24 protein-coding genes are annotated in these 24,344 nt (G+C 69.5%); 11 read left to right on the forward strand and 13 right to left on the reverse strand.

What is annotated here, in order from left to right:
* A complete protein-coding gene (locus BLV94_RS28675) occupies positions 1-906 on the reverse strand; it encodes a LysR family transcriptional regulator (protein ID WP_072944985.1) in 906 nt (301 codons plus the stop codon).
* Between the two features lie 101 nt (positions 907-1,007).
* Here BLV94_RS28675 and BLV94_RS28680 point away from each other — a divergent pair, with 101 nt between their 5' ends.
* The 3 genes from BLV94_RS28680 (at position 1,008) to BLV94_RS28690 (ending at position 4,924) form a co-directional block, all read left to right on the forward strand.
* Complete coding sequence (locus tag BLV94_RS28680; protein WP_072944987.1) at positions 1,008-2,063, forward strand: YeiH family protein; 1,056 nt, start codon at positions 1,008-1,010, stop codon at positions 2,061-2,063.
* Positions 2,064-2,260: 197 nt separating this feature from the next.
* A complete protein-coding gene (locus BLV94_RS28685; protein ID WP_072944989.1) occupies positions 2,261-3,223 on the forward strand; it encodes an MBL fold metallo-hydrolase in 963 nt (320 codons plus the stop codon).
* A 36-nt stretch (positions 3,224-3,259) separates the two neighbouring features.
* Complete coding sequence (locus BLV94_RS28690) at positions 3,260-4,924, forward strand: FAD-dependent monooxygenase (RefSeq protein WP_072944990.1); 1,665 nt, start codon at positions 3,260-3,262, stop codon at positions 4,922-4,924.
* 96 nt (positions 4,925-5,020) lie between these two features.
* Here BLV94_RS28690 and BLV94_RS28695 read toward each other — a convergent pair whose 3' ends face one another.
* From BLV94_RS28695 to BLV94_RS28720, 6 genes are all read right to left on the reverse strand, one after another.
* On the reverse strand, positions 5,021-5,428 hold the full coding sequence (locus tag BLV94_RS28695; RefSeq protein ID WP_072944992.1) for an arsenate reductase ArsC: 408 nt from the start codon (positions 5,426-5,428) through the stop codon (positions 5,021-5,023).
* Complete coding sequence (gene arsB / locus BLV94_RS28700; protein ID WP_072944994.1) at positions 5,425-6,516, reverse strand: ACR3 family arsenite efflux transporter; 1,092 nt, start codon at positions 6,514-6,516, stop codon at positions 5,425-5,427. Before arsB ends, BLV94_RS28695 begins: the two co-directional genes overlap by 4 nt.
* Positions 6,513-6,902, reverse strand: coding sequence for an ArsR/SmtB family transcription factor (locus BLV94_RS28705; protein ID WP_072944995.1), 390 nt, complete (start codon positions 6,900-6,902; stop codon positions 6,513-6,515). Before BLV94_RS28705 ends, arsB begins: the two co-directional genes overlap by 4 nt.
* Before the next feature lie 78 nt (positions 6,903-6,980).
* Positions 6,981-7,823, reverse strand: a complete 843-nt coding sequence (locus tag BLV94_RS28710) for a class I SAM-dependent methyltransferase (protein ID WP_072944997.1) — start codon at positions 7,821-7,823, stop codon at positions 6,981-6,983.
* Between the two features lie 101 nt (positions 7,824-7,924).
* Positions 7,925-8,455: a DinB family protein gene (locus BLV94_RS28715; RefSeq protein WP_072945109.1), complete on the reverse strand. Its 531-nt coding sequence runs from the start codon at positions 8,453-8,455 to the stop codon at positions 7,925-7,927.
* Positions 8,456-8,480: 25 nt separating this feature from the next.
* Positions 8,481-9,344 (reverse strand): helix-turn-helix domain-containing GNAT family N-acetyltransferase, encoded by an 864-nt coding sequence (locus BLV94_RS28720; RefSeq protein ID WP_072944999.1) that lies wholly within the window; start codon positions 9,342-9,344, stop codon positions 8,481-8,483.
* Between the two features lie 103 nt (positions 9,345-9,447).
* Between BLV94_RS28720 and BLV94_RS28725 the strand changes: the two genes are divergently transcribed.
* From BLV94_RS28725 to BLV94_RS28745, 5 genes are all read left to right on the forward strand, one after another.
* Entirely contained in the window at positions 9,448-10,824 is a 1,377-nt protein-coding gene (locus tag BLV94_RS28725) for an NAD(P)-binding domain-containing protein (RefSeq protein ID WP_072945001.1), read from the forward strand.
* Positions 10,825-10,828: 4 nt separating this feature from the next.
* Positions 10,829-12,055: an MFS transporter gene (locus BLV94_RS28730; RefSeq protein ID WP_143051430.1), complete on the forward strand. Its 1,227-nt coding sequence runs from the start codon at positions 10,829-10,831 to the stop codon at positions 12,053-12,055.
* Between the two features lie 284 nt (positions 12,056-12,339).
* The gene (locus BLV94_RS28735; RefSeq protein ID WP_072945003.1) at positions 12,340-13,266 is read left to right on the forward strand and encodes an ATP-binding cassette domain-containing protein; all 927 of its coding nucleotides are present in this window, start codon (positions 12,340-12,342) and stop codon (positions 13,264-13,266) included.
* On the forward strand, positions 13,263-14,087 hold the full coding sequence (locus tag BLV94_RS28740; RefSeq protein WP_072945005.1) for an ABC transporter permease: 825 nt from the start codon (positions 13,263-13,265) through the stop codon (positions 14,085-14,087). The genes BLV94_RS28735 and BLV94_RS28740 overlap by 4 nt, the downstream gene beginning before the upstream one ends.
* A gap of 488 nt (positions 14,088-14,575) precedes the next feature.
* Positions 14,576-15,208 (forward strand): sigma-70 family RNA polymerase sigma factor, encoded by a 633-nt coding sequence (locus tag BLV94_RS28745; protein ID WP_072945007.1) that lies wholly within the window; start codon positions 14,576-14,578, stop codon positions 15,206-15,208.
* A gap of 102 nt (positions 15,209-15,310) precedes the next feature.
* Here the strand turns inward: BLV94_RS28745 and BLV94_RS49665 are convergent, their stop codons facing one another.
* The 6 genes from BLV94_RS49665 to BLV94_RS28770 form a co-directional block, all read right to left on the reverse strand.
* Positions 15,311-15,487: a hypothetical protein gene (locus BLV94_RS49665; protein WP_167372188.1), complete on the reverse strand. Its 177-nt coding sequence runs from the start codon at positions 15,485-15,487 to the stop codon at positions 15,311-15,313.
* Positions 15,488-15,559: 72 nt separating this feature from the next.
* On the reverse strand, positions 15,560-17,632 hold the full coding sequence (locus tag BLV94_RS28750; RefSeq protein WP_072945009.1) for a heavy metal translocating P-type ATPase: 2,073 nt from the start codon (positions 17,630-17,632) through the stop codon (positions 15,560-15,562).
* Between the two features lie 37 nt (positions 17,633-17,669).
* Positions 17,670-17,984, reverse strand: coding sequence for a metal-sensitive transcriptional regulator (locus BLV94_RS28755; protein WP_072945011.1), 315 nt, complete (start codon positions 17,982-17,984; stop codon positions 17,670-17,672).
* Positions 17,981-20,251, reverse strand: coding sequence for a heavy metal translocating P-type ATPase (locus BLV94_RS28760; RefSeq protein WP_072945013.1), 2,271 nt, complete (start codon positions 20,249-20,251; stop codon positions 17,981-17,983). The genes BLV94_RS28755 and BLV94_RS28760 overlap by 4 nt, the downstream gene beginning before the upstream one ends.
* Positions 20,251-21,141 carry a hypothetical protein gene (locus BLV94_RS28765; protein ID WP_072945015.1) on the reverse strand — a complete coding sequence of 297 codons (891 nt, stop codon included), beginning with the start codon at positions 21,139-21,141 and terminating at the stop codon, positions 20,251-20,253. Before BLV94_RS28765 ends, BLV94_RS28760 begins: the two co-directional genes overlap by 1 nt.
* Positions 21,142-21,171: 30 nt before the next feature.
* Positions 21,172-21,378 (reverse strand): heavy-metal-associated domain-containing protein, encoded by a 207-nt coding sequence (locus tag BLV94_RS28770; protein ID WP_072945017.1) that lies wholly within the window; start codon positions 21,376-21,378, stop codon positions 21,172-21,174.
* 236 nt (positions 21,379-21,614) lie between these two features.
* On the opposite strand from BLV94_RS28770, the gene BLV94_RS28775 reads away from it, so the two are divergent.
* From BLV94_RS28775 to ggh, 3 genes are all read left to right on the forward strand, one after another.
* The gene (locus BLV94_RS28775) at positions 21,615-22,442 is read left to right on the forward strand and encodes a class I SAM-dependent methyltransferase (RefSeq protein ID WP_072945019.1); all 828 of its coding nucleotides are present in this window, start codon (positions 21,615-21,617) and stop codon (positions 22,440-22,442) included.
* 168 nt (positions 22,443-22,610) lie between these two features.
* The gene (locus BLV94_RS28780; RefSeq protein WP_072945113.1) at positions 22,611-22,934 is read left to right on the forward strand and encodes a ribbon-helix-helix domain-containing protein; all 324 of its coding nucleotides are present in this window, start codon (positions 22,611-22,613) and stop codon (positions 22,932-22,934) included.
* Positions 22,935-23,000: 66 nt separating this feature from the next.
* The gene (gene ggh / locus BLV94_RS28785) at positions 23,001-24,338 is read left to right on the forward strand and encodes a glucosylglycerate hydrolase (RefSeq protein WP_072945021.1); all 1,338 of its coding nucleotides are present in this window, start codon (positions 23,001-23,003) and stop codon (positions 24,336-24,338) included.
* The last annotated feature ends 6 nt before the right edge of the window (positions 24,339-24,344 follow it).

Raw genomic sequence — 24,344 nt, forward strand, 5'->3', positions numbered from 1 at the left:
TCAGTTCTCCGCCCCGACCCGGCGGACCAGGCGCACCAGTTCGCCTGCGGGACCGTCGAGCTGACGCGCGCCCCGCCACACGGCCCGCAGAACCCGGTCGAGTTCGAGGCCGTCGACGTCGATCACCTTCAGCTCCCCGGCGGCGACCTGCTCGGCGACCGCGAGGGTGCTCATCACCGCCGGTCCGACCCCGGCCAGCACGCTGGTGCGAATCGCGGCGGCGCTGCCCAGTTCGAGAAGTGGTGCCGCCCGTTCGTATTCCTGCAACGCCACGTCGAGGGTAGTCCGGGTGCCCGATCCCGGTTCCCGGACCAGGAGCGGCGTCAGCGCCAACTCGCTGACGGACAGTGCTTTTCGCCGCCGCGCCCACGGATGGGTGGGGTGAACGACGACGACCAGCCGGTCGCGCGCCACCGTGAGACTCTTCAACGGACGCGGCACCGTCGGCGACTCGACGAACCCGACGTCGCAGATCCTGTTGTTGATGCGCTCGAACACCTGAGTCGAGTTGTGCACCTGCAGATGAATGGTGACGTCGGAGTGCAACCGGCGGAACTGTCCCAGCCACCCCGGCATCAGATGTTCCGCCACCGTCATGCTGGCGCCCACCGTCAACTCGGCCGAGCGTTCCGCGCGCAGCCCCTCGGCCACATCGAGCAGCCTGCACGCATCGGACAGCACCCGGCGCGCCCAGTGCGCGATCACCGTGCCCTGTGGCGTCAGTATCGAACCCGTCGGGCTGCGCTGCAGCAGGGTCATGCCGAACTGGCGCTCGAGTTGCTTGATGGCGCGACTCGCATTCGGCTGCGCCATGCCCGCGAGTCTGGCGGCAGCGCTGAGGCTTCCGTGGTCGTCGACACCGACGAGCAACTCGAGCACCGGAAACTCCGGCCATTTGCGGGACATGCACCGAGTATATGACCCTGCCGCAAGACATATCTGATTGATATGTGTTCATGCCGAAATGACGGCTATCGCAAAGCGCCGCAGTGACGGACCGTAGGAGTATGAGCACCGAACTGAGCGAATCGAAGTCCGAGGAACAGCGCGTCGAGAGCACGGGAACGCTGCCGCGACTGCAGACCGCCACGGCGACTCTCCTCCCGGGCCTGGCGCTGTGCGCCGCCGCCACCGCCCTCGCGATGGGCATCGGCAGGTTCCTGCCGACGGTGAGCCCACTGTTGATCGCCATCGTGCTCGGCGCCGTACTGTCGAACGTCGCGCGACTGCCCGAGCGCCTCCGCCCGGGACTGCAGTTCTCCGCCAAGAAACTGCTCCGGGTCGGCATCGCCCTCCTCGGGCTGCAGTTGATGTTGAGCGACATCCTCGGACTCGGCTGGGGCGTCATCGTCGTGGTCGTCTCGATCGTCTGCCTGGGCATCGTCGGCACGATGTTCGCGGGCAAACTGCTCGGCCTCAGCTGGACGCAACGGCTGCTCATCGCCTGCGGATTCTCGATCTGCGGTGCGGCCGCGGTCGCGGCGGTGGACGGGGTCGTGGACGCCGACGAGGAAGAGGTGATCACCGCGGTCGCGCTCGTCGTCATCTTCGGCACCCTCATGATCCCCGCGATCCCCCTGCTGTCGCGGGCGCTCGGGCTCTCGGACACCGACGCCGGCCTGTGGGCGGGCGGGTCGATCCACGAGGTCGCGCAGGTCGTCGCGGCCGGCGGAGCGATCGGCGGTGCCGCCCTCGGCGTCGCCGCGGTGGTCAAGCTGGCCCGCGTCCTCATGCTCGCACCGGTCATGGCCGTGCTCAGCGTGCGGCAGCGCTCCCTCGCCGGTAACGACGCCGACGTGAAGCGCCCGCCGCTCGTCCCGCTGTTCGTCGTCGCGTTCCTCGCCTGCGTCGGCCTCCGGTCGTCCGGCCTGCTGCCCGCGGGTCTGCTCGCCGACGCCAAGATCCTGCAGACCGCGCTCCTCACCGCCGCGATGTTCGCCCTCGGCGCCGGCGTCCAGATCGCCACCATCAAGAAGGTCGGCGCCCGCCCCTTCGTCCTCGCCACGATCTCCACCGTCTGGGTGGCCTCGATCGCGCTGGTGGGCGTGCTGCTCGCGGGGTGAGCACGTCCCCACCGCCTCCCCTTCCGCGACGAACGGGACGCTCGTTGCGTCAGATGCAACGAGCGTCCCGTTCGTCGCGGCGGGTTGGGGTAGGGCGGAGAAATCCCGGACAAATTTTGATCAAGGCTTTCATTATTTTGTGAGCCGGGTTACTGTGGTCACCATCAATCAAACCTTTGATTAGTTAGGTGCATCGCATGAGCCCGACAAGCTTCGCGTCCTCGGCCGACCTCGGCGAGAAGGAACAGACCCTGGAAGTTCTCGCCGAAGGCGTGTACGCGCTGACCGCCGAGGGTGATCCCAACATCGGCGCCATCGAGGGCGAGGACTTCGTCGTCTGCTTCGAGGCGCTCGCCACCCCCGTGGCCGCTCAGGACTGGCTGCGCAAGCTGCGCGAGCACACCGACAAGCCCGTCCGCTACCTGGTGCTCTCGCATTACCACGCCGTCCGCGTGCTCGGTGCGTCCGCGTTCGACGCCGAGACCATCGTGTCGCACGAGACCACCCGCGCCCTCATCGAGGAGCGTGGAAAGGAAGACTGGGCAAGCGAATTCGGTCGGATGCCGCGCCTCGCGAAGGCCGCCGACTCGGTGCCCGGACTGACGTGGCCCACCCTGACGTTCGCCGACAAGCTGACCATCGACCTCGGCGGCGGGCGTGGCGACCTGGTGCTCCAGCACTTCGGCCGCGGGCACACCGAAGGTGACATCACCGCGTGGCTGCCGAAGCAGAAGATCCTCTTCGCCGGCGACCTCGTGGAGGCGCAGGCCGCGCTCTACACCGGCGACGCCTTCCACCGCGACTGGTCGACCGGCACCCTCGACCGGATCAAGGCGCTGGGCGCCGAGGTCCTGATCGGTGGACGCGGCGCCGTCTCCCACGGCCGGGAGGCCGTCGACGCCGCGATCGAGCAGACCCGCCACTTCATCGAGGTCATGCTCGCCGAGGTCGGTGCGGTGCAGCAGCGCGGCGGCACCCTGAAGGAGGCGTTCGAAGCCACCCACGCCGCACTGAACGAGAAGTACGGGCACTGGCCGATCTTCGAGCACTGCCTCCCGTTCGACGTCTCCCGCGTGTGGGACGAACTCTCCGGCATCGAACGGCCCGTCATCTGGACCGCCGAGCGCGACCGCGAGGTCTGGGACCAGTTGCAGGGCTGAAATCCGTCACCGTTTCACACTGACAAGGCGAGGATCATGGGAAGACGACACACCCGCGGCGGTACCGTCACCGTCGTCGGCAACGGCCCGGTGGGGCAGACGACGGCGCTGCTGCTGGCCCGCTGGGGCATACCGGTCACGCTGCTCGACGCCCGGGCCGAACGCGATCCGATCGGGTCGAAGGCCATCTGCCAGCAGCGGGACGTTCTCGAGGTGTGGGACGCGATCGGCGTCGGCCGTCAGCTGGCCGACGAGGGCGTGACGTGGGGGTGCGCCCGCACGTTCCACCGCGACCACGAACTGTTCGCGCAGACGTTCGTCGACCGCGGCATCTCGTCGTTCCCGCCGTTCGTCAACATCTCGCAGGCCCGCACGGAGGAACTGCTCGACGAGCGGATCGCGGCCACACCGTCGATCGACGTCCGGTGGGGACACGAGGCCACGTCGGTCGACCAGGACGAGACCGGCGTGACCATCACATGCCGCACCGACGACGGTGACCGGGTGGTCGAGTCCGACTACGCCGTGGTCGCGGTGGGGTCGCGGGGCAGCGCGATCCGGCAGCAGCTGGGGGTCACGTTCGACGGCCGCTCGTTCGACGACAAGTTCCTCATCTGCGACATCGCCGCCGACATCCCCGGCTGGGCCGACGAGCGCCGCTTCTACTTCGACCCCGAGTGGAACCCGGGCAGGCAGGTGCTCATCCACCCCTGCCCCGATTCCACGTTCCGCATCGACTGGCAGGTGCCCGGCGACTACGACCTCGAGGCCGAGGAACGGTCGGGGGCGCTGGACGAGCGGATCCGGAAGATCATCGGCGACACCGACTACCGCATCGTGTGGAAATCGGTGTACCGCTTCCACTCCCGGGTCGCGAACCGGATGCGCGTCGACCGGGTGCTGCTCGCCGGCGACGCCGCGCACATCGTGTCCCCGTTCGGCGCCCGCGGTCTGAATTCGGGTGTTGCCGACTCCGAGAATGCCGCCTGGAAGCTGGCGTTCGTCCTGCGCGGCTGGGCGGACGAGTCGCTGCTCGAGACGTATCACACCGAGCGGCACGCGGCGGCGGTCGAGAACATCGCCGTCACGACGGCGACGATGGACTTCCTCGTCCCGCAGTCGGACGAGCAGCACCGGCACCGCCGCGACGTGCTTACCGCGGCGGTCACCGACACGCAGGCGCGGGCGCAGGTCGACAGCGGCCGCCTCGCCGAGCCGTTCTGGTACGTCGAATCACCCTTGACCACAGACGATCCGGGACGAATCTTCGCCGGGCGTCCGGATCGTGGATGCACACCGGCCGCGGCGCCGGGAATCCTCGTGCCCGACACCCCGGTAATGCTGCGCGACGGTGGCGGCACCCGGCTCCGCGACATCGCCAGGAACGGCATCCTGCTGCTGCTCGGTGACGGCGTGGACGCCGACGAGATGCGCACGGCGGCCCTCGGCGCGGTGCACACACCGATCCGTCTGGTCCGGCTGTCGGAGATCGACACCACCGGTGTCCTCACCGCCGCGCTGGACGCGAAACCCGGCGAGGTGTGGGTCATCCGCCCCGACGCCTACGTCGCGGCGGTCACCGACACGGTCGACCGGCTGGTGTCCGCGCTGCACAGGATCACCGAACCCGTCGTCGACGTGATCAGTGCCGGCTCAGCCGTTCCGGATCCAGATCGAGTTTTCGCAACAGCTGCACGTTGAGTGCGACGGCCGCACCGACCATGTCCTCGCCTCGGGCGTCGTAGAGGGGCGCCATTCCTCTCGCCAGCCGGGGAGGGCGCAGATGGATACTTCCCGTCAAGGCGCGATGGGGACGAGTTCGGCGATCAGGGCTTCGACCCGCGCCTTGATCTCGTCGCGGATCGGTCGCACCGCCTCGACGCCCTTGCCTGCCGGATCGTCGAGGGCCCAGTCCCGGTAGCTCGTGCCGGGGAAGACGGGGCAGGTGTCGCCGCAGCCCATGGTGATGACGACGTCGGAACTTTCGACGGTGTCGGGTGTGAGGATTTTCGGGGACTGGCCGGAGATGTCGATGCCGAGTTCGGCCATTGCCGCGACGGCGGCCGGGTTGACGGTCTCGGCCGGGGCGGTCCCGGCGGAGCGGACCTCGATCCGGTCGCCGGCGAGGTGGGTGAGGAATCCGGCGGCCATCTGGGAGCGGCCGGCGTTGTGGACGCAGACGAACAACACGCTGGGGGTGGTCATGAGAGCGAACCTTCCGTGGCGGATGTGCGGAACCGGGAGCGCAGCGCGAGCGAGACGTAGACCAGGCCGACGAGGACGGGGACCTCGATCAGCGGTCCGACGACACCGGCCAGGGCCTGCCCGGAGGTGGCGCCGTAGGTGGCGATGGCCACGGCGATGGCGAGTTCGAAGTTGTTGCCGGCGGCGGTGAACGCCAGGGTGGTGGTGCGTTCGTAGCCCAGACCCATGACGGCGCCGAGGGCGTAGCCGCCGCCCCACATGATCGCGAAGTACGCCAGCAACGGGATCGCGATCCGGACGACGTCCCACGGCTGGGAGGTGATCTGGTCGCCTTGGAGGGCGAAGAGGATCACGATGGTGAACAGCAGACCGTACAGCGCCCACGGCCCGATGCGGGGAAGGAATGTCGACTCGTACCATTCGCGGCCCTTGGCCTTTTCCCCGAAACGGCGGGTGAGGTAGCCGGCGAGCAGGGGGATGCCCAGGAAGATGAGCACCGACTTCGCGATCTGCCACGGCGAGGTGTCGATGGTGGTCTGCTCGAGGCCGAGCCAGCCGGGTAGCACGGACAGGTAGAACCAGCCGAGGGCGGCGAACATGATCACCTGGAACACCGAGTTGATCGCGACGAGGACGGCGGCGGCCTCGCGGTCGCCGCAGGCGAGGTCGTTCCAAATGATGACCATGGCGATGCAGCGGGCCAGGCCGACGATGATCAGGCCGGTGCGGTATTCCGGCAGGTCCGGCAGCAGCAGCCAGGCCAGGGCGAACATCAGCGCCGGGCCGAGGACCCAGTTCAGGACCAGGGAACCGATCAGCAAGCGGCGATCGCCGGTGACGGTGTCGAGTCGGTCGTAGCGGACCTTCGCGAGCACCGGATACATCATGATCAGCAGGCCGAGGGCGATCGGCAGCGAGATGCCGTCGATCTCGACGGCGCTCAGGGCGTCGCCGAGGCCGGGGATCATCCGGCCGAGCAGCAGACCCGCGACCATGGCGACGCCGATCCACACCGGCAGGAACCGGTCGAGGGTGGAGAGCTTGCCGACGACGGCCGGGTGCTGGTGTGCGGTGGTGGCCTCGCTCACGCCGGCACCTCCGTGGTGGTGCAGGCCTCGGACGGGACGACCGGTCCGCCCTCGGTAAGCAGCACGGCAGACAGTTGCTGCAGGGCCGAGGGGATCACCCAGTAGTACACCCAGGTGCCGCGGCGTTCGCAATCCAGCAGTCCGGCCGAGCGCAACACCTTCAGGTGATGCGAGATCGTCGGCTGCGACAGGTCGAACGTTTCGGAGATGTCGCAGACGCAGGCTTCACCCCCGGCGTGGGAGGCGATCAGCGACAGTAGGCGCAACCTGACCGGATCACCCAGGGCCTTGAACATCCGGGCCAGATCCCCGGCCCAGTCCTCGGTCAACGGTTCGCGTGCCAGGGGTGAGCAACAGGCACCGCTCTCCGAATTTTGATTCGACATACGTCGATATTGACAGGTGTCGAATCAGGAGGCAACCCAACAGGCGATGCGCTGCCGGTGACCGAGGGCCGATGCGGGCTACCGCTTGCGCGCGGTGACGAGCAGGTACTCGGCGTCGTAGTGTGTCCGACCGGGCGCATCGGCCCGATTCCACGCGGTGAGGAATTGCAGGAAGTCCCGCTCGAGGTTCGCGATCCGATCCGGATCCGCGGCATTGTGGCGGTACACGGCGATCGTCGGGCCGTAGTTGCGTTTCCAGAACTCCCGGAACTCGGTCGGGTCTGCGAAGCGGTCGATCGCGAGCGACTGGCGGTGCGCGTCGAGCGCGGTCACCCGGTCGCCGAACAGGTCGCGGACGTGTTGCTCGTCGCCCCACAACGGCGGCGGGGTCGCACCGCGCGGCGGGGGCGGTGCGTAGGGTGCCATGGTCTTGAACAGGTTGCCGATCAGACCCTGCGGTGTCCAGTTGATCATCGCGATGGTGCCGCCGGGTCGGCAGACGCGCAGCATCTCGTCGGCGGTCTGCTGATGGTGCGGCGCGAACATGGCCCCGACGACCGAGATGACCGCGTCAAAGCTGTCGTCGTCGAACGCCAATGCCTCGGCGTCGGCCTCGACCCAGTCCAGCTCGACGCCGCGCTGGGCGGCGATCGCTCGCCCTGCGTCGAACAGTTCCGGCGTCAGGTCCGACGCGACGACGGTGGCGCCGCGCGCTGCGGCCGGGATCGCGGCGTTGCCGCTGCCGGCGGCGACGTCGAGCACCCGCTGGCCGGCGCGGATATCGGCTGCCTCCACGAGCACCTCGCCGAGGGTCGGAATCAGCTCGGCGGCGACGGTCGGGTAGTCGCCGGAGGCCCACAACGCCCGGTGCTTGGCCTTGAGCGCGCGGTCGGTGCCTGTATCGGTGGGAATGGTGGTCATGTCGTTTCCTCGTCCTCGATGGTGGGTGCCGGATGTCGGCATACCAATAGACGACGGCCGGCCCGGAAGGACGCACGCAAGCTGATTTTCGGCGGAATGCGTCAGCCGACAGTGAGCTGGGCGCGGTGGAAGTCGAAGTGCTTGCCCGGGTATCGGTAGACCTGCTCGAGGGTCATGGTCTCGGTGAAGAACGGATCCCAGCGCACCGGGAACGCCATGCTGCGCCGTAGGTTCGTCTCGGATTCCCGGGTGAGGGAGCGTTGCAGCTTCGCGATGACGCGGTCGCATTGGCGGCCCATCCGCCTTTGGTTGAAGACGGTGGCCGCCGCGCACGAGCCGAAATAGTTGATCTGGTGGAACACCGGTGTCGCGGCGTTCAGGGCGCGGGCGAACCCTCGGCCGACCGGGTCGGGCAGCCGGGAGAATACCCGGACCAGGATCAGCAGCCGCCGGACGACCATGTAGCCGAACACCATGTGGAACAGCAGCTGCTCGTTGGTCCAGCGGGTGCCGGACGAGCGCCGAGCGAGCTGCTCGGTACTCGCGCCGTCGACCAACTCGTGCAACGCGACCCGGGCCCGCTCCAGATCGGCGGCGATCGCGGCCCGATCAACCGGTGGCGGCTCGGACATCATGTGCCCCAACTGTTTCGAGAGGTTATCCGGCGACAGGAGAACGGCGTTCGAGGAAGACGGTGTCCCGCCAGATCCCGTCGAGCTGGGCGATGCGTTCACGGACTCCGAGGGTGCGGAACCCGGCGGAGTGGTGCAGGGCAATGGAGGCCCGATTCTCCGGGAAGATCGAGGTCTGCAGCGTCCACAACCCGGCCTCGTCCGCGGCGATCACCTGGGTACGCAGCAGTGCCTTTCCGACGCCTCGCCCGCGCATGCCGTCGGCGACGTAGACGGAGTTCTCGGCCACCCCGGCGTAGCAGTCCCGTCCGGAGGTCGGGGACAGCGCGGCCCAGCCGACCACAATGTCGTCGATCTCGGCGACCCACCGATGCCCCGGCAGCCACTGCGCGTCCAGAGCGGTCTGGAGGGGGACCTCGGTGGTGAAGGTGGCAGTGCGGGTGGCGATGCCCTCGCCGTAGATCCGGCGCACCGCGTCCCAATCCTGCTCGGCCATGGGGCGGACGGTGACGTCGTCGGGCAGGTCGTCCGGGCAGCACGGGCGCGGGGTCAGCACCCCCATCACCGCGTCCGCGGCGTGCGGCAACCCGGTGCAGCACGCCGGGTTGACCATGACGACGGTGCTGGTGCTCCGCTTGTGCACCGAGACGAAACCGACATCGGCGAGCTTGCGGACGTGGTGCGAGACGGTCGGCTGCCCGATCCCCAAGGCCTCCGCGAGCTCGCCCACGGTGATCCCGGCCGGACGGGAGGCGACCTGATGCAGCAGCCGCACCCGGGTCGGATCGGCCAGGCAGGCGAACCACCCGGCGTAGGTGGCCGCGTCCTCCGGCGCCAACGCATCCACTTCGCCGGGGGTGCGGACGGTGGGCATGTCCAGGGAAGTCATGCCCACCACTATATCGATATCCATCGATGGTTGCATTCATCGACGCACGTCGATACTCTCCGATAGCAGAAGATCGATGAACGTCGATGGAAGGATTTTCGAGATGACCACCATGCCCGTAGTCGTCGTAGGCGCCGGACCGATCGGCCTCGCCGCCGCCGCCCAGCTGCGTGAACGCGGCCTGACCCCGCTGGTCTTCGAACGCGGTGACAGCGCCGGTGCCGCGATCGCCGAGTGGAACCACGTGCGGCTGTTCTCCCGGTGGGGGGAGCTGATCGACCCGGCCGCCCGCCGCCTCCTCGAGACCACCGACTGGACGGCCCCGGACGACGAGGCGTATCCGACCGGCCAGGACTGGACCCAGGACTACCTGGTCCCGCTGGCCGCCGCACTCGGCAACATCGTGAAACTGGGCACCGAAGTGGTCGGCGTGGCCCGTCGCGGGCGGGACCGGGTCGTCGACGCCGGCCGCGACACCGAACCGTTGTCGGTGCACCTGCGCCGTGCCGACGGCACCGAGGACCGCATTCTTGCGCGGGCCGTGATCGACGCCTCCGGGACCTGGACCACCCCCAACCCGCTCGGCGGCGAGGGCCTGCCCGCGCTCGGCGAGAAAGCAGCGGCCGACGTCCTCGAATACCGGGTCCCGAACGTCGACGACCCCGAGGTGCGCGCCCGGTACGCGGGCAAGCACATCGTGATCGCCGGCAGCGGGCACTCCGCGCTGACCGCCATCGTCGCCCTGGCCAATCTCGAGAAGCAGGCGGCGGGCACCCGGATCAGCTGGGTGCTGCGCCGCGGCGACGTCGGCGGAGCCTTCGGCGGCGGCGAGGACGACCAGCTGCCCGCCCGCGGCGCCCTCGGCCTGCGCGCCAAGGCCGCGGTCGACGACGGACTGCTGACGGTGGTTCCCGGGTTCCGCACCGCCACCATCGAACCCGACGGTGCGGACGGTCGGGTGGTGTTGGTGTCGGACACCGGAGCCCGCATCGAGGACGTGGATCGGGTGGTGGTGCTGACCGGGTTCCGGCCCGATCTGTCCTGGCTGTCGGAGATCCGCCTCGGCCTCGATCCGGTGCTGCAGGCCCCCACCGAGTTGGCGCCGCTGATCGATCCGAACGTGCATTCCTGCGGCACCGTCTACCCGCACGGGGTCGCCGAACTGTCGCATCCGGAGCCGAATGTGTTCCTGGTCGGGATGAAAAGCTACGGGCGGGCACCGACGTTCCTGGCGATGACCGGGTACGAGCAGGTCCGCAGCATCGCCGCCGCCCTGGCCGGGGACCACGAGGCCGCCGCCCTGGCCGGGGACCACGAGGCCGCCGCCCGGGTCGAGCTGACCCTGCCGGAGACCGGAGTCTGCGGCGGCGCCGGGGTGTTCGACGACCCCGACACACCCGCGGCAGCGGAAGACTCCGTGGGGTGCTGCGCCGCCCCGGACCCGCAGCTGATCACCCTGTCCACCCGCGCGGGCGGATAACCCGGTGACCGGCACCCGGACCCTGCCGCAGACCGCGTCCCTCGACGAGACCGGTCTGCGGCGGGTGCTGGCGGTACTGTGCCTGACCGAGATCACCAGCTGGGGCATCCTCTACTACGCGTTTCCGGTGCTCTCGGTGTCGATCTCGGCGGACACCGGGTGGTCGCTGCCGGTGCTCACCGCCGCCTTCTCCCTCTCCCAACTCGCCGCAGCCCTGACCGGAATCCCGGTGGGACGGATCATCGACCGCATCGGGCCGCGGGTCGTGATGACCGCCGGCTCCGTCCTCGCCGTGCCGTCCCTGCTGGTGGTCGCGGCCGCACCGAACCTGCCGGTGTTCTACGCCGGGTGGCTCGCCGCCGGGGTCGCGATGGGCGCGGTGCTGTATCCGCCCGCGTTCGCGGCGCTGACCCGCTGGTACGGCGACAAATACGTCAAAGCCCTGATGATCCTCACCCTCGCCGCCGGGTTGGCCAGCACCGTCTTCGCCCCGCTGACCGCCGCGCTGGTCAACCGGTACGACTGGCGGGCCACGTATCTCGTCCTCGCCGCGATCCTGGCGATCATCACCGTGCCCGGGCACCTGCTGGGGCTGCGGGGGCGGTGGCCGCACCCACCCGCCCCGGCCGGGGACCATCCGGTCGATCACCGGGACGCCTCCCGCAGCCTCGCCTTCGCGGCCCTCGTTGCGGCCCTGAGTCTCGGGGCGTTCACCGCGTTCGCCGGGGTGTTCAACCTGGTGCCGCTGCTGATCGAGCAGGGCTTCTCCCCGGCGCTGGCCGCCCTGACGCTCGGACTCGGCGGTGCGGGGCAGGTTCTCGGCCGCCTCGGCTACCTCCCGATCGCCGCCCGGACCACCGCCCGCACCCGCATCGTGGTGATCCTCGCCGCCACCGCCGCGAGCACCGCGTTGCTCGGGATCGTGACCTCGGTGGTCGCGCTGATTGCTGTCGCCATCGGCGCGGGGCTGGTCCGCGGGATCTTCACCCTCATTCAGGCCACCGCGATCACCGACCGGTGGGGCGCCACCCACTACGGGCGCCTGAACGGGCTGATGTCCGCGCCGGTCGTCATCGTCATGGCCCTCGCCCCCTGGGCCGGGACCGCCCTGTCGGCGTGGACGGGCAGCTACGCCCACGCCTACCTCATCCTCGCCGCACTTGCTGTGGTCGCCGCCCTCATCGGGGCCGCCAGCATCCCCCACCACAGCAAGGCCGCCAATCCTTCTTGAAAACTTGGGTCGGTCTTGGAGTGGCAACGCTCGCTGTCATCGGCGTCGTTGCGCATGGTGGGCCGCGACTCCCACCACCTGGTGAGCAGGCTCAGCCGCGTCCGATAGGGAGCTGATTCGACGGCGGGTGCGTCCCTCTCGCGGGTGGTTCGTCTGAGGAGGTAACTCCCATCCACATCGGGTGGGAGCACGCCCTTCTTCGAGAGGAATCCTCCGATGTCCACCCACCCGTTCTCTCCCCCCGGAACCGGCCACGCGGCCGGCGGCCACGGCGGGGGTGTGAAATGACCGCCCCCGCCGTCCTCGTTGAGGACCTGCACGTCGCCTACGGCACAACCTGGGCCCTCGACGGCGTCGACCTGGAAGCCGCCGCCGGGACCACGCTCGGGGTCCTCGGCCACAACGGTGCCGGCAAGACCACCCTGATCCGCACCCTCACCACCCTGGTGCGCCCCACCGTCGGCCGCGTGCAGATCGAGGGCCTCGACGTCATCGCCGACGCCGACCGGGTGCGCCGCCGGATCGGGGTGACCGGCCAATACGCCGGACTCGACGAATTCCTCACCGCCCGAGAGAATCTGGAGCTGATCGGCCGACTGACCGGGCTGCGCCGCACCGCTCGGGCGCGGGCCGACGCGCTGATCGACCGGCTCGGGCTGCACGAGTACGCGACCCGACGGGTCGGGGAACTCTCCGGGGGCTCGCGCCGCCGAATCGATCTGGCCGCCAGCCTCGTCGGATCCCCGTCGGTGCTGTTCCTGGACGAGCCGACCACCGGCCTGGACCCGATCGCCCGCGCCGGACTGTGGGACGTCGTCGACGAACTCACGACCGCAGGCACCACCGTCGTGCTCACCACCCAATACCTGGAGGAGGCCGACCGGCTCGCCGACCACATCGTCGTCCTTGCCCGGGGCCGGGTCGCCGCCCGTGGCACCCCCGCCGAGCTGAAACGGATCGTCGGCGGCAAGGTCCTGACCGCCACCGTCCCCACCCACCAACTGGGAAGTCTGCCGTTCATCCCGGACACGGACCGGGTCGACGGCGACCGGGTTCGGGTGTCGGTCACCGTCGACGACGCCCCCGCCGCGACCGCCCTGGTCGCCGGCCTGCACCGCGGAGGCATCGAGGTCACCGACCTGGACGTGACCTCCCCGAGCCTCGACGACGTCTTCACCCACCTCGCCCACACCCCCGGAGCACACCGATGACCACCATCCGCACCACCACAGTCACCGCCTTGGTCGGGCGCCCCACGGCCTTGGACCAGCTCGCCGCCCTGACCGTCCGGAACCTGCGTACCAGCGCCCGCGTCCCGCAGCTGCTGATGTTCTCGCTGACCATGCCGATGGCGATGCTGGTGCTGTTCAGCCAGGTGTTTCGCAGCGTCGCCGCCGGACCCGGTTTTCCGGCCGGGGTCAGCTACATCGTCTTCCTCACCCCGGCGATGCTCGCCGTCTCCACGGTGATGGCCGGCACCAACGCCGGAGTGTCCGCCGCGATCGATCACACCAACGGCCTGCATGACCGCTTCGCGGCCCTGCCGATGCGCGCAGGCCTACCCGGTATCGCTCGCACCATCAATGAGGCCGTGTTCACACTCGCTCGGGCTGCGTTGCTCGGGATCGCCGCCGTGGCTTTGGGTTTCGAGTTCCACGGCAGTGCCGTCGATGTCGTGTCCGCGGTCGTGGTGCTGGTGGTGCTGGCGGGGGCGATGAGCGCGTTGTTCGGACTGATCGGGGATCGGCTGCGGCGCCCGGACGTGGTCCAGTTCGCCGGGATGATGGTGATGATGCCGCTGATGTTCGTCTCGAGTGCGTTCGCCCCGATCGAGACCATGCCCGGCTGGATGCAGGCAATGGCCACGGTGAATCCGGTCGCGCACGCCACCGACGCCCTGCGCGGGCACGTCCTCGGCACCGCCACCGCCGGTGACACCGCCGCCGCCCTGGTCGCGGCGGTCGGGTTGTGGGCGGCGGTGACCGCCGTCCCCGTCCTCACCCGCCTGATTCGGTCGGCCCGCGGCCGCTGAACAACGACGAACCTGCCCTGTCCCTCCCGAGTAAGGAGAGGGACAGGGCAGGCTTTGTGTGCGGCGCCTACCCGGAGCCGGGCACCCTTCTGGCCCCTACCCGCAGAGGGGGTAGAGGCTGGGAGAGCGCTGTGGTCAGCGGATACGCCCGGTGCGGGCGTCGACGGCGCTCATGCGGCGGCGTCGAGCAGATGCAGTTCCTCCGCCACGATCAGATCGACCTCTTCGCTGGTCAGACCCGAAAACAGGTGTGTGGTCAACATTGCTCTCACCTCCTCACCGCGCTTCTACTGGTACGTCGAATCGGAGAACCCGTCATCGACATCGACACCCATACAGACGAGGCAAACCGGATTCGGACGCAGACTGCGTTCTATCGCGGGTGCGTCCGATTGCGGCCGCCGCCGTCGGTACCGGAGAGGTCGTTCCCAGGGGTCGCCACCGCGCCGCCGGACGGGGATGCTGGAAACGGAAAGGAACCACGGATCATGAGCGAGGAATCGACCACCACCGCGACCGCACCCCATCAGGAGCCAGCTGATCTCGAACAGCTCTGGCGCAGCTTCTCGAGCGATTTGCGGGCCTTCATAGCCCGCCGGGTCTCGCGCCCCGAGGACGCCGACGACATCTTGTCGATCGTGTTCCTGCGGATGGCCAAGAGCCTGGACAATCTGCGCGATCAGGACCGCCTCCTCGGATGGATGTATGCCATCACCCGCAACGCGATCACCGACTTCTACCGCTCCGCGCCGCACCGGCGTGAGCTGGTCGTCGACGCCGTCCCCGACACTCCACCGGACGGCGAATCGGATGTCGACGAGGCGGCGGAGAAGGAACTCGCCTCCTGTCTGGTGCCGATGCTCTCCGGGCTGCCCGCCGAGCAGGCCGCGGCGGTGAAGATGGTCGACCTCGACGCCCGAACCCACGCCGCGGCCGCGGGTGAGGCGGGAATCTCGGTGTCCGGGATGAAATCCCGGGTCCAGCGAGGCCGCGCCGCCCTTCAGGCCCAATTGCACGCGTGTTGTGAGATCAGCCAGGATCGCGCCGGGCACGTGCACGACTACCAGCCCCGCAGCGGCGGATCCTGCGCCTGCGGAGCCACACCCACGACGGACCAGTAGGCAGGCACACCCGCTCGAGAGGCGCCCCTAGATCGCGCGACACCACGCACAGACGGCGGTGCGGTGCGAGCCCAACGCTCGCACCGCACCGCCGGGTAAGGACTACTGGCAGCCGCACCCGCCGTCGGCCGTTGCCGCCGGACCGCAGCACGTCGACTTCTCGCTCTGATCGCAGCAGGTGGTCTGCCGTTCGGTGCTGCAACACGTCGGCGCCGCGGCCTGCGGTGTCGTGTCCGTCCGATCCGTCGCCGGGGTCTCGAACTCGTTCGGGTTGCTCATGGTGAACTCCTTGATCCGTGGGGATGGGTACCCGAACAGACGGAGGAGAATGGGAATGGACGCAGACCCCGGTCAGTGCCGGCTCAGCCGTTCCGGATCCAGATCGAGTCGTCGCAACAGCTGCGCGTTGAGGGCGACGACGATGGTGGAGATCGACATCAGGATCGCCGCGACCGCGGGGGAGATCGCGACCCCGGCGAACGCGAGGACGCCCGCGGCCAACGGGACGGCGATGATGTTGTAACCGGTGGCCCACACCAGGTTCTGCCACATCTTGCGGTAGCTCGCCTGCGATAGATCGATAATCGACAGAACCGCACGGGGGTCGTCGGCGGCGAGGACGACCCCCGCCGACTCGATGGCGACGTCCGTGCCGGCTCCGATGGCGACACCCACGTCGGCGCGGGCGAGCGCGGGGGCGTCGTTGACCCCGTCGCCGACCATCGCGACGCGGTGGCCGCGGGCCTGGAGTGCCGCCACCTGTGCGTCCTTGTTCTCGGGCAGGACGTCGGCGAACGCCTCGTCGATCCCGAGGTCGGCGGCGACGGCGTCGGCGACCTGCCGGGCGTCGCCGGTGATCATCGCGACCTTCACGCCCCGTGCGTGCAGGGCGTCGATCGCCTGCCGGGACTCCTCGCGGACGGCGTCCTCGAGCGCCACCGCGCCGACCGCCTTCCCGTCGCGGACGACGTGGAGGACGGCGGCGCCGCGCTCGACCCACCGTTTCGTGTGCGCCGCAACGTCGTCGGGGACCGTCACGTTCAGTTCGGCGAGCATTGCCGGTCCGCCGACGGCGACCTCCTCGCCGTCGACCTCGGCGCGGACGCCGCGTCCGGGCAACGACCGGAATTCGGTGGCGGTGCGGCGGGACTCGGCGGGAACCTTCGCGGCAGCCTCGGCGACGATCGCGCGGGCGACCGGGTGCTCGCTATCGGCCTCCACGGCGCCGGCGAGCGCGAGCAGGTCGGTGTCGGTGACACCGGCCGTCGCGACGAGGCCCGTCACCGCGTGCCTGCCCTGGGTGAGGGTGCCGGTCTTGTCGAACAGCACGACGTCGACGCCGCGCATGCGTTCGAGAGCCAGCCGGTCCTTCACCAGCACACCGGCCCTCGCGGCCCGCTCGGTGGAAATGGCGATCACGAGGGGGATCGCCAGGCCAAGGGCGTGCGGGCAGGCGATCACCAGAACGGTGACGGTCCGCACCACGGCCTCGTCCACGTTGCCGAGCAGCGACCACACCACGAACGTGAGAAGTCCTGCGATCGAGGCGAAATAGAACAGGAACGCGGCCGCGCGGTCGGCGAGGGCCTGGGCGCGGGACGAGGACGACTGCGCGTCGGCGACCAGTCGCTGGATGCCGGCGAGCGCGGTGTCCTCCCCCACGGCGCCGACGGTGATCCGCAGCGCGCTGTCGGTGGCGACGGTGCCCGCGACCACGGGGTCGCCGACCGACCGTGGGACGGGGGTGGATTCGCCGGTGATCATCGATTCGTCGACCTCCGCGCGGCCGTCCTCGACGGTACCGTCAGCGGGAATGCGACCGCCGGCCCGCACCAGCACCAGGTCGCCGGTGGCGAGTTCGGAGACGGGCACCTCGGTGACGCCGTCGTCGGTGACCCTGTCGGCGGTGTCCGGGAGCAGCGCGGCGAGCGCGTCGAGGGCCCCGGACGCCGACCCCAGTGCCCGCATCTCCAGCCAGTGACCGAGCAGCATGATGACGATGAGAAGCGCCAGTTCCCACCAGAAGTCGAGGTTGAACCCGCCGATCTGCAGGGTCGTCACCCACGACGCGAGGAACGCGACCGTGATTGCCATCCCGATCAGCAGCATCATGCCCGGCTGCCGCGACTTCAATTCGCTCCACGCGCCGGTGAGGAACGGTGCGCCGCCGTAGAAGAAGATCGCGGTACCGACCACCGGCGGAATCCACGACGCCCCGGGAAAGTCGGGGACGGTGTAGCCGAGGAGGTCGGCGAACATGTGGCTGAACACCACCACCGGCACCGACAGCGCGAGACTGATCCAGAACTTCTGCCGGAACACCTCACCGTGCGCGCCGTGGCCGGCGTGCCGATCGGTGTGGGCGTCGTGATCGTGTCCGGTGTGCCGGACCTGTTCCATTTCCTTCTGATGATCGTGAGACATGCCTGCTCCCTCGGAAGCTGCTCTCGTGGTCAGGTTTTCAGGAACGCACCAGTCGTGCGATGGCGTCGGTGGCTTCCTTGATCTTCGCGTCCGCCTCGGAGCCGCCCGCGACGGCGGCGTCGACGACACAGTGGCTGATGTGGTCTTCGAGCAGACCCAGCGCCACCGCCTGCAGCGCCTTGGTCATCGCCGAGACCTGGGTGAGGATGTCGATGCAGTACTTCTCGTCCTCGACCATCCGCTGCAGTCCCCGCGCCTGGCCCTCGATGCGGCGCAGTCGCTTGAGGTAGTCGTCCTTGGCGCTGATGTATCCGTGGCCGGATTCGTGGTCGGTGTGCGGTTGCTCGGTCATGATTGTTCCCCTCGGGTGGGAGTGGTCAGCGGTTGGAACCGGCGCAGTCGCAGGCTGTTGCTCACGACGAACACCGAAGAGAATGCCATGGCGGCACCGGCCAGCATGGGGTTGAGCAGACCCGCCGCCGCCAGCGGCAGCGCCGCGACGTTGTAGGCGAAGGCCCAGAACAGGTTTCCCTTGATCGTGCTCAACGTTCTGCGCGACAACCGGATCGCGTCGGCGGCGGCCCGGAGGTCGCCGCGGACCAGCGTGAGGTCGCTGGCCTCGATGGCCACGTCCGTGCCGGTGCCCATGGCGAGACCGAGGTCGGCCTGCGCGAGCGCGGCGGCGTCGTTGACCCCGTCGCCGACCATCGCGACCACCTTGCCCTCGGCCTGCAGACGCTTGACCACGTCCACCTTGTCCTGCGGCAGCACCTCCGCGATCACCTCGCCGATGCCGACCTGATCGGCGATGGCCCGGGCCGCGGACTTGTTGTCGCCGGTGAGCATGATCGGGGTGAGGCCGAGTTCCCGGAACTGCGCCACCGCCTCGCGGGACGTCGGCTTGACGGTGTCGGCGACGACGAGCACGCCGCGCGCCTGTCCGTCCCAGCCGATCCCGACCGCGGTCTTGCCGTCCGCCTCCGCCGCCTCGACGACCCGCTGGAGTTCGGTGGTGAGGTGCAGCGACCAGTCGCGGAGCAGTTTCGCGCGGCCGATGACCACCGCGTGACCGTCGATCATGCCCTGGACGCCGAGTCCCGCGACGCTGGTGAACTGTTCGACGTCGGGGAGGGTCGTCAGTCGCTCCTTCGCGCCGCGGGTGATCGCCCGGGCGATGGGGTGCTCGGACGCGTCCTCGAGTGCCCCGGCGAACCGGAGAACCTGTTCCTCGTCCTGACCGTCGGCGGCGATCACGTCGTGCAGCGACATCGTGCCGGTGGTGACGGTGCCGGTCTTGTCGACCACAACGGTGTCGACGCGCCGGGTCGATTCCAGAACCTCGGGGCCCTTGATCAGGATGCCCAGCTGGGCGCCCCGTCCGGTGCCGACCATGAGGGCGGTCGGGGTGGCGAGTCCGAGCGCGCACGGGCACGCGATGATCAGGACGGCGACGGCGGCGGTGACCGCGGCGGCGACCGCACCGCCGGTTCCGATCCAGAAGCCGAGGGTCGCGACCGACAACGCGATCACGATCGGGACGAAGATGCCGGAGATCCGGTCGGCCAGGCGCTGCACCTCGGCCTTGCCGGTCTGCGCGTCCTCGACCATCCACGCCATCTGCGCGAGCTGGGTGTCGGCTCCGATTCGGCTGGCACGAACCACGATCCGGCCGCCGACGTTGACCGTCGCGCCGGCCACCTCGGAGTCGGGCGAGACCTCGACGGGCACGGATTCGCCGGTCAGCATCGACGCGTCCACCGCCGACGAGCCCTCGACGACGACGCCGTCGGTGGCGATCTTCTCGCCGGGGCGGACCACGAACAGGTCACCGACGTCGAGCTGGTCGATCCCGATCAGCTGCTCGGTGCCGTCCCGCAGCACCGACACTTCCTTGGCGCCCAGCTCGAGCAGCGCCCGCAGCGCCGCACCGGCCCGCCGCTTGGCGCGGGCCTCGAAATAGCGGCCGGCGAGGATGAACGTGGTGACGCCCGCCGCGGCCTCCAGATAGATGTTGCCGGTGCCGTCGACCCGCGCGATCGTCAGCTCGAACGGGTGCGTCATCCCCGGCATGCCGGCGGTGCCCCAGAACAGCGCGTACAGCGACCAGCCGAACGCGGCCAGCGTGCCCATCGACACCAGCGTGTCCATGGTCGCCGTGCCGTGCCGCAGATTCGTCCACGCGGCCTGGTGGAACGGCCACGCACCCCACACCACGACCGGGGCCGCGAGCGTGAGCGACAGCCACTGCCAGTTGGTGAACTGCAGCGCCGGGATCATCGCCATCGCGATGACGGGGACCGTCAGCACCGCCGACACGAGCAGCCGCTGCCGCGGTGCCGCCGCCGGGTCCTCTTCCTCCGGGGCCGGCGGCTTCACCTCGGGCAGTCGCGCCGTGTATCCGGCCTGCTCCACCGTCGCGACGAGATCCTCGGGCGAGACGTCGGCGGCGTCGTAGTGGACGCGGGCCTTCTCCGTCGCGTAGTTGACGGTCGCGGTGACGCCGTCGAGTTTGTTCAGCTTGCGCTCGATGCGGTTGGCGCACGACGCGCACGTCATCCCGCCGATGGCCAGTTCGATCTGGGAATCGGGCGGTGCCGCGATGTCGGCCGCGTGGGTCATCACTTCTCCTCCGGTCCGGCGGTGGCGGTGAATTCCGCGGTGTGGACGACGCCGGCGTGCTGGAAGTCCAGGAACAGCCGGTAGTCGCCCGCGCTGGGTGCGGTGACGGCGAAGTCGATCCCGGGACCGGCCGCGGTGACGCCGTCGCCGGGATGTCCGTCGGGGTGGACGTGCAGGTAGCCGAGGTCGGCGGTGCGCAGCGCCACCAGGTGACCGTATGCGCCGAGGTACGGCTGCAGATCGGTGACGGGTAATCCGTCGCGGCTCACGGAGAGCGTGACGTTCGACGTCTCGCCCGGTCGCAGCGTGCCGTCGAGCGTGACGGTGTAGCCGTCCACGATGGTGGTCGGCGCGGGTGCGGGCAGTTCCTGTGGGTCGTAGGTGCCGGCGACGCGCAGGTCGGTGCCGAGCGTGACGCCCTCTCCGCCGGCCGGGGTGAAGTCCGCGAACACGCGATAGTCGCCGCCGCCGCCGAGATCGAGGGGGACGCTCCACGTTCCGGTCGCGTCGAGGGTCGGGTGCACGTGCTGGAACCCGGCGAGGTCGCGGCGGACGACGATCAGGTGCAGCAGTTTCTCGTGCTCCGGGGTGTAGTCCGTGACGGATACCCCCGAGGGGTTGGTGATCCGGAACTGCACCGGGACCGCGGCACCGGCGGCGACCTGGTCGGATGCCAGTTCGAGGGTGTAGCCGTCCGCCGTCGGCGACAGTCCGCCCGGCGTCGAGTCGGCGACGGCGTCATGACCCGCCGCGCCGTGCGCGTCGTCCCCGGCCGTGTGCGCGGCGGGCTCGGCCACGTCCGGGCCGGCAACCGACCCGAGGGCGAGCGCGGCACCGAAGATCACGACGAGGCCGACGGTGAATCCGGCGAACTTGCCGGTTGCGTTCATGATGGGGCTCCTGTGCTGGAGTTTGCCGGCTCAGCCGGCGACTGAGTATCCGGCTTCCTCGACGGCATCCGCGAGGGCGCCCGGGTCGAGGTCGGTGGTGCTCTCGATGACGACCGTGCCGGTGGCCAGATCGACGTTCACGGCGGTGACGCCGGGGAGTTCGCTGATCTCCTCGGTGACCGAGGACACGCAGTGGTCGCAGGTCATGCCGGTGACGGTGACGCTGGAGGTGCTCACGGGGGTTCGCCTCTCTTCGGGGTATCGATGTCTTCTCTGAGAACTACCATACCCCCCTACCGTATTCCCGCAAGCGTGTGCCGAGTCCGTGTTCCCTCGCCCACGCGGGCCCGAAAAGGTGATTGAGTCGAGTACCGCATCTCACCGGGAACGGAGCCTGGCAATGTCGATGGACACGTTGCGCACCCAGACGCTGCGCCGCACACCGCTCACCGAGAACCCCGACCCGGTGCGCAATGCCTGACGACCGCCGGAAACGGGTGGACGCCACCACCCTGACCGGTGTTCCCGCGACGATGATGTGGACGCTCCGCAACCGTGCCGTCGAGGCGGCGCGCCCGGACACCGCGTTCGCGGACCCGCTTGCCGTGGGTCTCTACGAGACCCTCGACTATCCGTACGAGAACTTCGGGAAACCCAGCCAATCCCACGCCCTGCGCGCGCAGGCCTTCGACGTCGAGATCCGGGCGTTCCTCGCCGGCCACCCCGGCGGAACCGTCGTCGCGCTCGGTGAGGGATTGCAGACCAGTTACTGGCGTATGGGCGACCCCGACGTCCGGTGGCTGTCGATCGACCTGCCCGAGGTGGTCGCGCTGCGCCGGCAACTGTTGCCGGACGAGCCGAACGTCACCACCCTCGCGGTGTCCGCGCTGGACCGGTCGTGGATGGACCACGTCGACACCGGCCGGGGTGTGTTCGTCTCGGCGGAGGGCCTGCTGATGTATCTGCCACCCGACGAGTCGCTGTCGCTCATCGGCGAGTGCGCGCGGCGCTTCCCCGGCGGCCGGATGATGTTCGACTCGGTGCCGAAATGGTTCAGCCGTAAGACGCAGAAGGGCCTGCGGATCCACGGCGACTACACCGTCCCGCCGATGCCGTTCCACCTCTCCGCAGGCGAGGCCGCGGAACTGCCCGCACGGATCCCGGACGTCGCATTCACCCGCGAGGTGGCGTTACCGCTCGGCCGGGGCCTGTGGGGTTCGGCTTTCCTCCGCCGGCTGTCGGATCTGCGGCCGCTGCGCGACTCGCGCCCGACGCTGACTCTGTGCGGATTCGCGGGCTGAGTGCACGCAGTGGACGCTCGCACTCTCGATTGCAGGCTTAGTGCTCCAGGCGCGCCATGTTATAGATGCGGTCGACCAATTATGTCGTACAAAATTAGTGTGGGGCCGACCGAATGTGGGCCGCTGAAGAGGTGACCGCAGCGCAACATACCCGGAGGGATGACACAGATGAACACTGAAAACGAGGAGCCCGATTTCGGCCGGCTCGCCGAGTGGGCGGAGCGTGACATGAAGTTGCCCGAGAACTCCGCAACCGCAAAGAGAGGCCAGGACGCTGCCGCAGACGGCAGGGAGTTGCTGGACCGGGTCGGGGCGGGCCGTCCGTCCTTGGGGCAGGCCGATGGTGTGAGCGGCGAATCGCCTCGCCGGCAGGTCCGGCTGCCGCGTCCGTTGAGTGAGAGACTCGATCGCTTCGCCGAGAATCAGCACAGGAAGCCCAGCGACGTCATGCGCGAGGCGGTCGAGGAGTACCTCGAGGCGCACTCCGGCTAGGTCGAGACCGCGCCCCTGAACCCCATCCGACGAGCGGTGTGGGCCGACCCGCAGCAGAATGGTGCAATGGCGGACCGCGGATTCACCCCCACACAGCTCGCGGCACGTGCCGCGTACCTGCTTCGCGGCAACGACCTCGGCACGATGACGAGCGCCGCGCCGCGCCTGTACCCGCACATGTGGAGTTGGGACGCCGCGTTCGTCGCGGTCGGACTGGCGCCGCTGAGCGTGGAGCGGGCCGTCGTCGAACTCGACACCCTGCTGTCGGCGCAGTGGAAGAACGGGATGATCCCGCACATCGTGTTCGCGAACGGCGTCGACGGATACTTCCCCGGCCCCGGGCGGTGGGAGTGCGGGACCCTCGCGGCGCACGCGCCGAGCGGCACCCAGACGTCGGGGATCACCCAGCCGCCCGTGCACGCCATCGCCGTGCAGCGCATCCTCGACCACTCGCGCAGGCACGGTCGCAGCACCCGCGCCGTCGCCGAGGAGTTTCTCGACCGGCGCTGGCCCGACCTCGTGCGCTGGCACCGCTGGCTCGCCCACGCCCGCGACCTCGACGGCAACGGCCGGATCGCGCTGTATCACGGCTGGGAATCCGGGATGGACAATTCGCCGCGCTGGGACCACTCGTACGCCAACGTCGTGGCCGGGGCGATGCCCGCATATCTGCGCGAGGACCTGTCCCACGTCGCCGACACGGGACAGCGGCCGTCGAACGGCGAGTACGACCGCTACCTGTGGCTGCTCGAGGAGATGAAGACCGTCCGCTACGACGACGCGGAACTGGCCACCGCGATGAGCTTCGCGGTGGAGGACGTGTTCGTCAGCGCTGTGTTCTCGATGGCGTGCGAGGTGCTCGCGACCATCGGCGAGGAACATTCGATGCCGAACTCCGACGTCCGGGAACTGCACGGGTGGGCGGCCCGGTTCCGGCAGGGCGTCCTCACGACTACCGACGAAAGGTCGGGGGCGGCACGCGATTTCGATCTGCGCAGCGGCCGGTGGATTTCCACCGAAACCCTCGCCATGTTCTCCCCGCTCCTGTGCGGAGGCCTGAGCCGCGACGCCGAACGTGCCCTGATCCGCACGTTCGAGGGGCCGAAATTCTGCGGCCACCCCGACCTCCGGTACGCCGTGCCGCCGTCGACGTCGCCGGTCTCGGGAGACTTCCGTCCGCGTGAATACTGGCGCGGTCCGGTGTGGCCGGTGATGACGTGGCTGTTCTCCTGGGCGTTCGCCCGGCGCGGGTGGGCCGAGCGCGCCCACCTGCTGCGATCCGAGGGGCTGCGGCAGGCCAGCGACGGCAGCTTCGCCGAATACTACGAGCCGTTCACCGGGCAGCCCCTCGGCAGCATGCAGCAGTCGTGGACGGCCGCTGCGGTTTTGGACTGGTTGGGCTGACGCCCC

It is taken from the genome of Rhodococcus koreensis (assembly GCF_900105905.1).
Taxonomy (GTDB): Bacteria; Actinomycetota; Actinomycetes; order Mycobacteriales; family Mycobacteriaceae; genus Rhodococcus_F; species Rhodococcus_F koreensis.

Bases quoted from the DNA above. Each gene is read 5' to 3' on its own strand.
- BLV94_RS28675 (WP_072944985.1), bottom strand. From the start codon at position 906: ATGTCCCGCAAATGGCCGGAGTTTCCGGTGCTCGAGTTGCTCGTCGGT.
- BLV94_RS28680 (WP_072944987.1), top strand. From the start codon at position 1,008: ATGAGCACCGAACTGAGCGAATCGAAGTCCGAGGAACAGCGCGTCGAG.
- BLV94_RS28685 (WP_072944989.1), top strand. From the start codon at position 2,261: ATGAGCCCGACAAGCTTCGCGTCCTCGGCCGACCTCGGCGAGAAGGAA.
- BLV94_RS28690 (WP_072944990.1), top strand. From the start codon at position 3,260: ATGGGAAGACGACACACCCGCGGCGGTACCGTCACCGTCGTCGGCAAC.
- BLV94_RS28695 (WP_072944992.1), bottom strand. From the start codon at position 5,428: ATGACCACCCCCAGCGTGTTGTTCGTCTGCGTCCACAACGCCGGCCGC.
- BLV94_RS28705 (WP_072944995.1), bottom strand. From the start codon at position 6,902: ATGTCGAATCAAAATTCGGAGAGCGGTGCCTGTTGCTCACCCCTGGCA.
- BLV94_RS28710 (WP_072944997.1), bottom strand. From the start codon at position 7,823: ATGACCACCATTCCCACCGATACAGGCACCGACCGCGCGCTCAAGGCC.
- BLV94_RS28715 (WP_072945109.1), bottom strand. From the start codon at position 8,455: ATGTCCGAGCCGCCACCGGTTGATCGGGCCGCGATCGCCGCCGATCTG.
- BLV94_RS28720 (WP_072944999.1), bottom strand. From the start codon at position 9,344: ATGACTTCCCTGGACATGCCCACCGTCCGCACCCCCGGCGAAGTGGAT.
- BLV94_RS28725 (WP_072945001.1), top strand. From the start codon at position 9,448: ATGACCACCATGCCCGTAGTCGTCGTAGGCGCCGGACCGATCGGCCTC.
- BLV94_RS28735 (WP_072945003.1), top strand. From the start codon at position 12,340: ATGACCGCCCCCGCCGTCCTCGTTGAGGACCTGCACGTCGCCTACGGC.
- BLV94_RS28740 (WP_072945005.1), top strand. From the start codon at position 13,263: ATGACCACCATCCGCACCACCACAGTCACCGCCTTGGTCGGGCGCCCC.
- BLV94_RS28745 (WP_072945007.1), top strand. From the start codon at position 14,576: ATGAGCGAGGAATCGACCACCACCGCGACCGCACCCCATCAGGAGCCA.
- BLV94_RS49665 (WP_167372188.1), bottom strand. From the start codon at position 15,487: ATGAGCAACCCGAACGAGTTCGAGACCCCGGCGACGGATCGGACGGAC.
- BLV94_RS28750 (WP_072945009.1), bottom strand. From the start codon at position 17,632: ATGTCTCACGATCATCAGAAGGAAATGGAACAGGTCCGGCACACCGGA.
- BLV94_RS28755 (WP_072945011.1), bottom strand. From the start codon at position 17,984: ATGACCGAGCAACCGCACACCGACCACGAATCCGGCCACGGATACATC.
- BLV94_RS28760 (WP_072945013.1), bottom strand. From the start codon at position 20,251: ATGACCCACGCGGCCGACATCGCGGCACCGCCCGATTCCCAGATCGAA.
- BLV94_RS28765 (WP_072945015.1), bottom strand. From the start codon at position 21,141: ATGAACGCAACCGGCAAGTTCGCCGGATTCACCGTCGGCCTCGTCGTG.
- BLV94_RS28775 (WP_072945019.1), top strand. From the start codon at position 21,615: ATGCCTGACGACCGCCGGAAACGGGTGGACGCCACCACCCTGACCGGT.
- BLV94_RS28780 (WP_072945113.1), top strand. From the start codon at position 22,611: ATGAACACTGAAAACGAGGAGCCCGATTTCGGCCGGCTCGCCGAGTGG.
- ggh (WP_072945021.1), top strand. From the start codon at position 23,001: ATGGCGGACCGCGGATTCACCCCCACACAGCTCGCGGCACGTGCCGCG.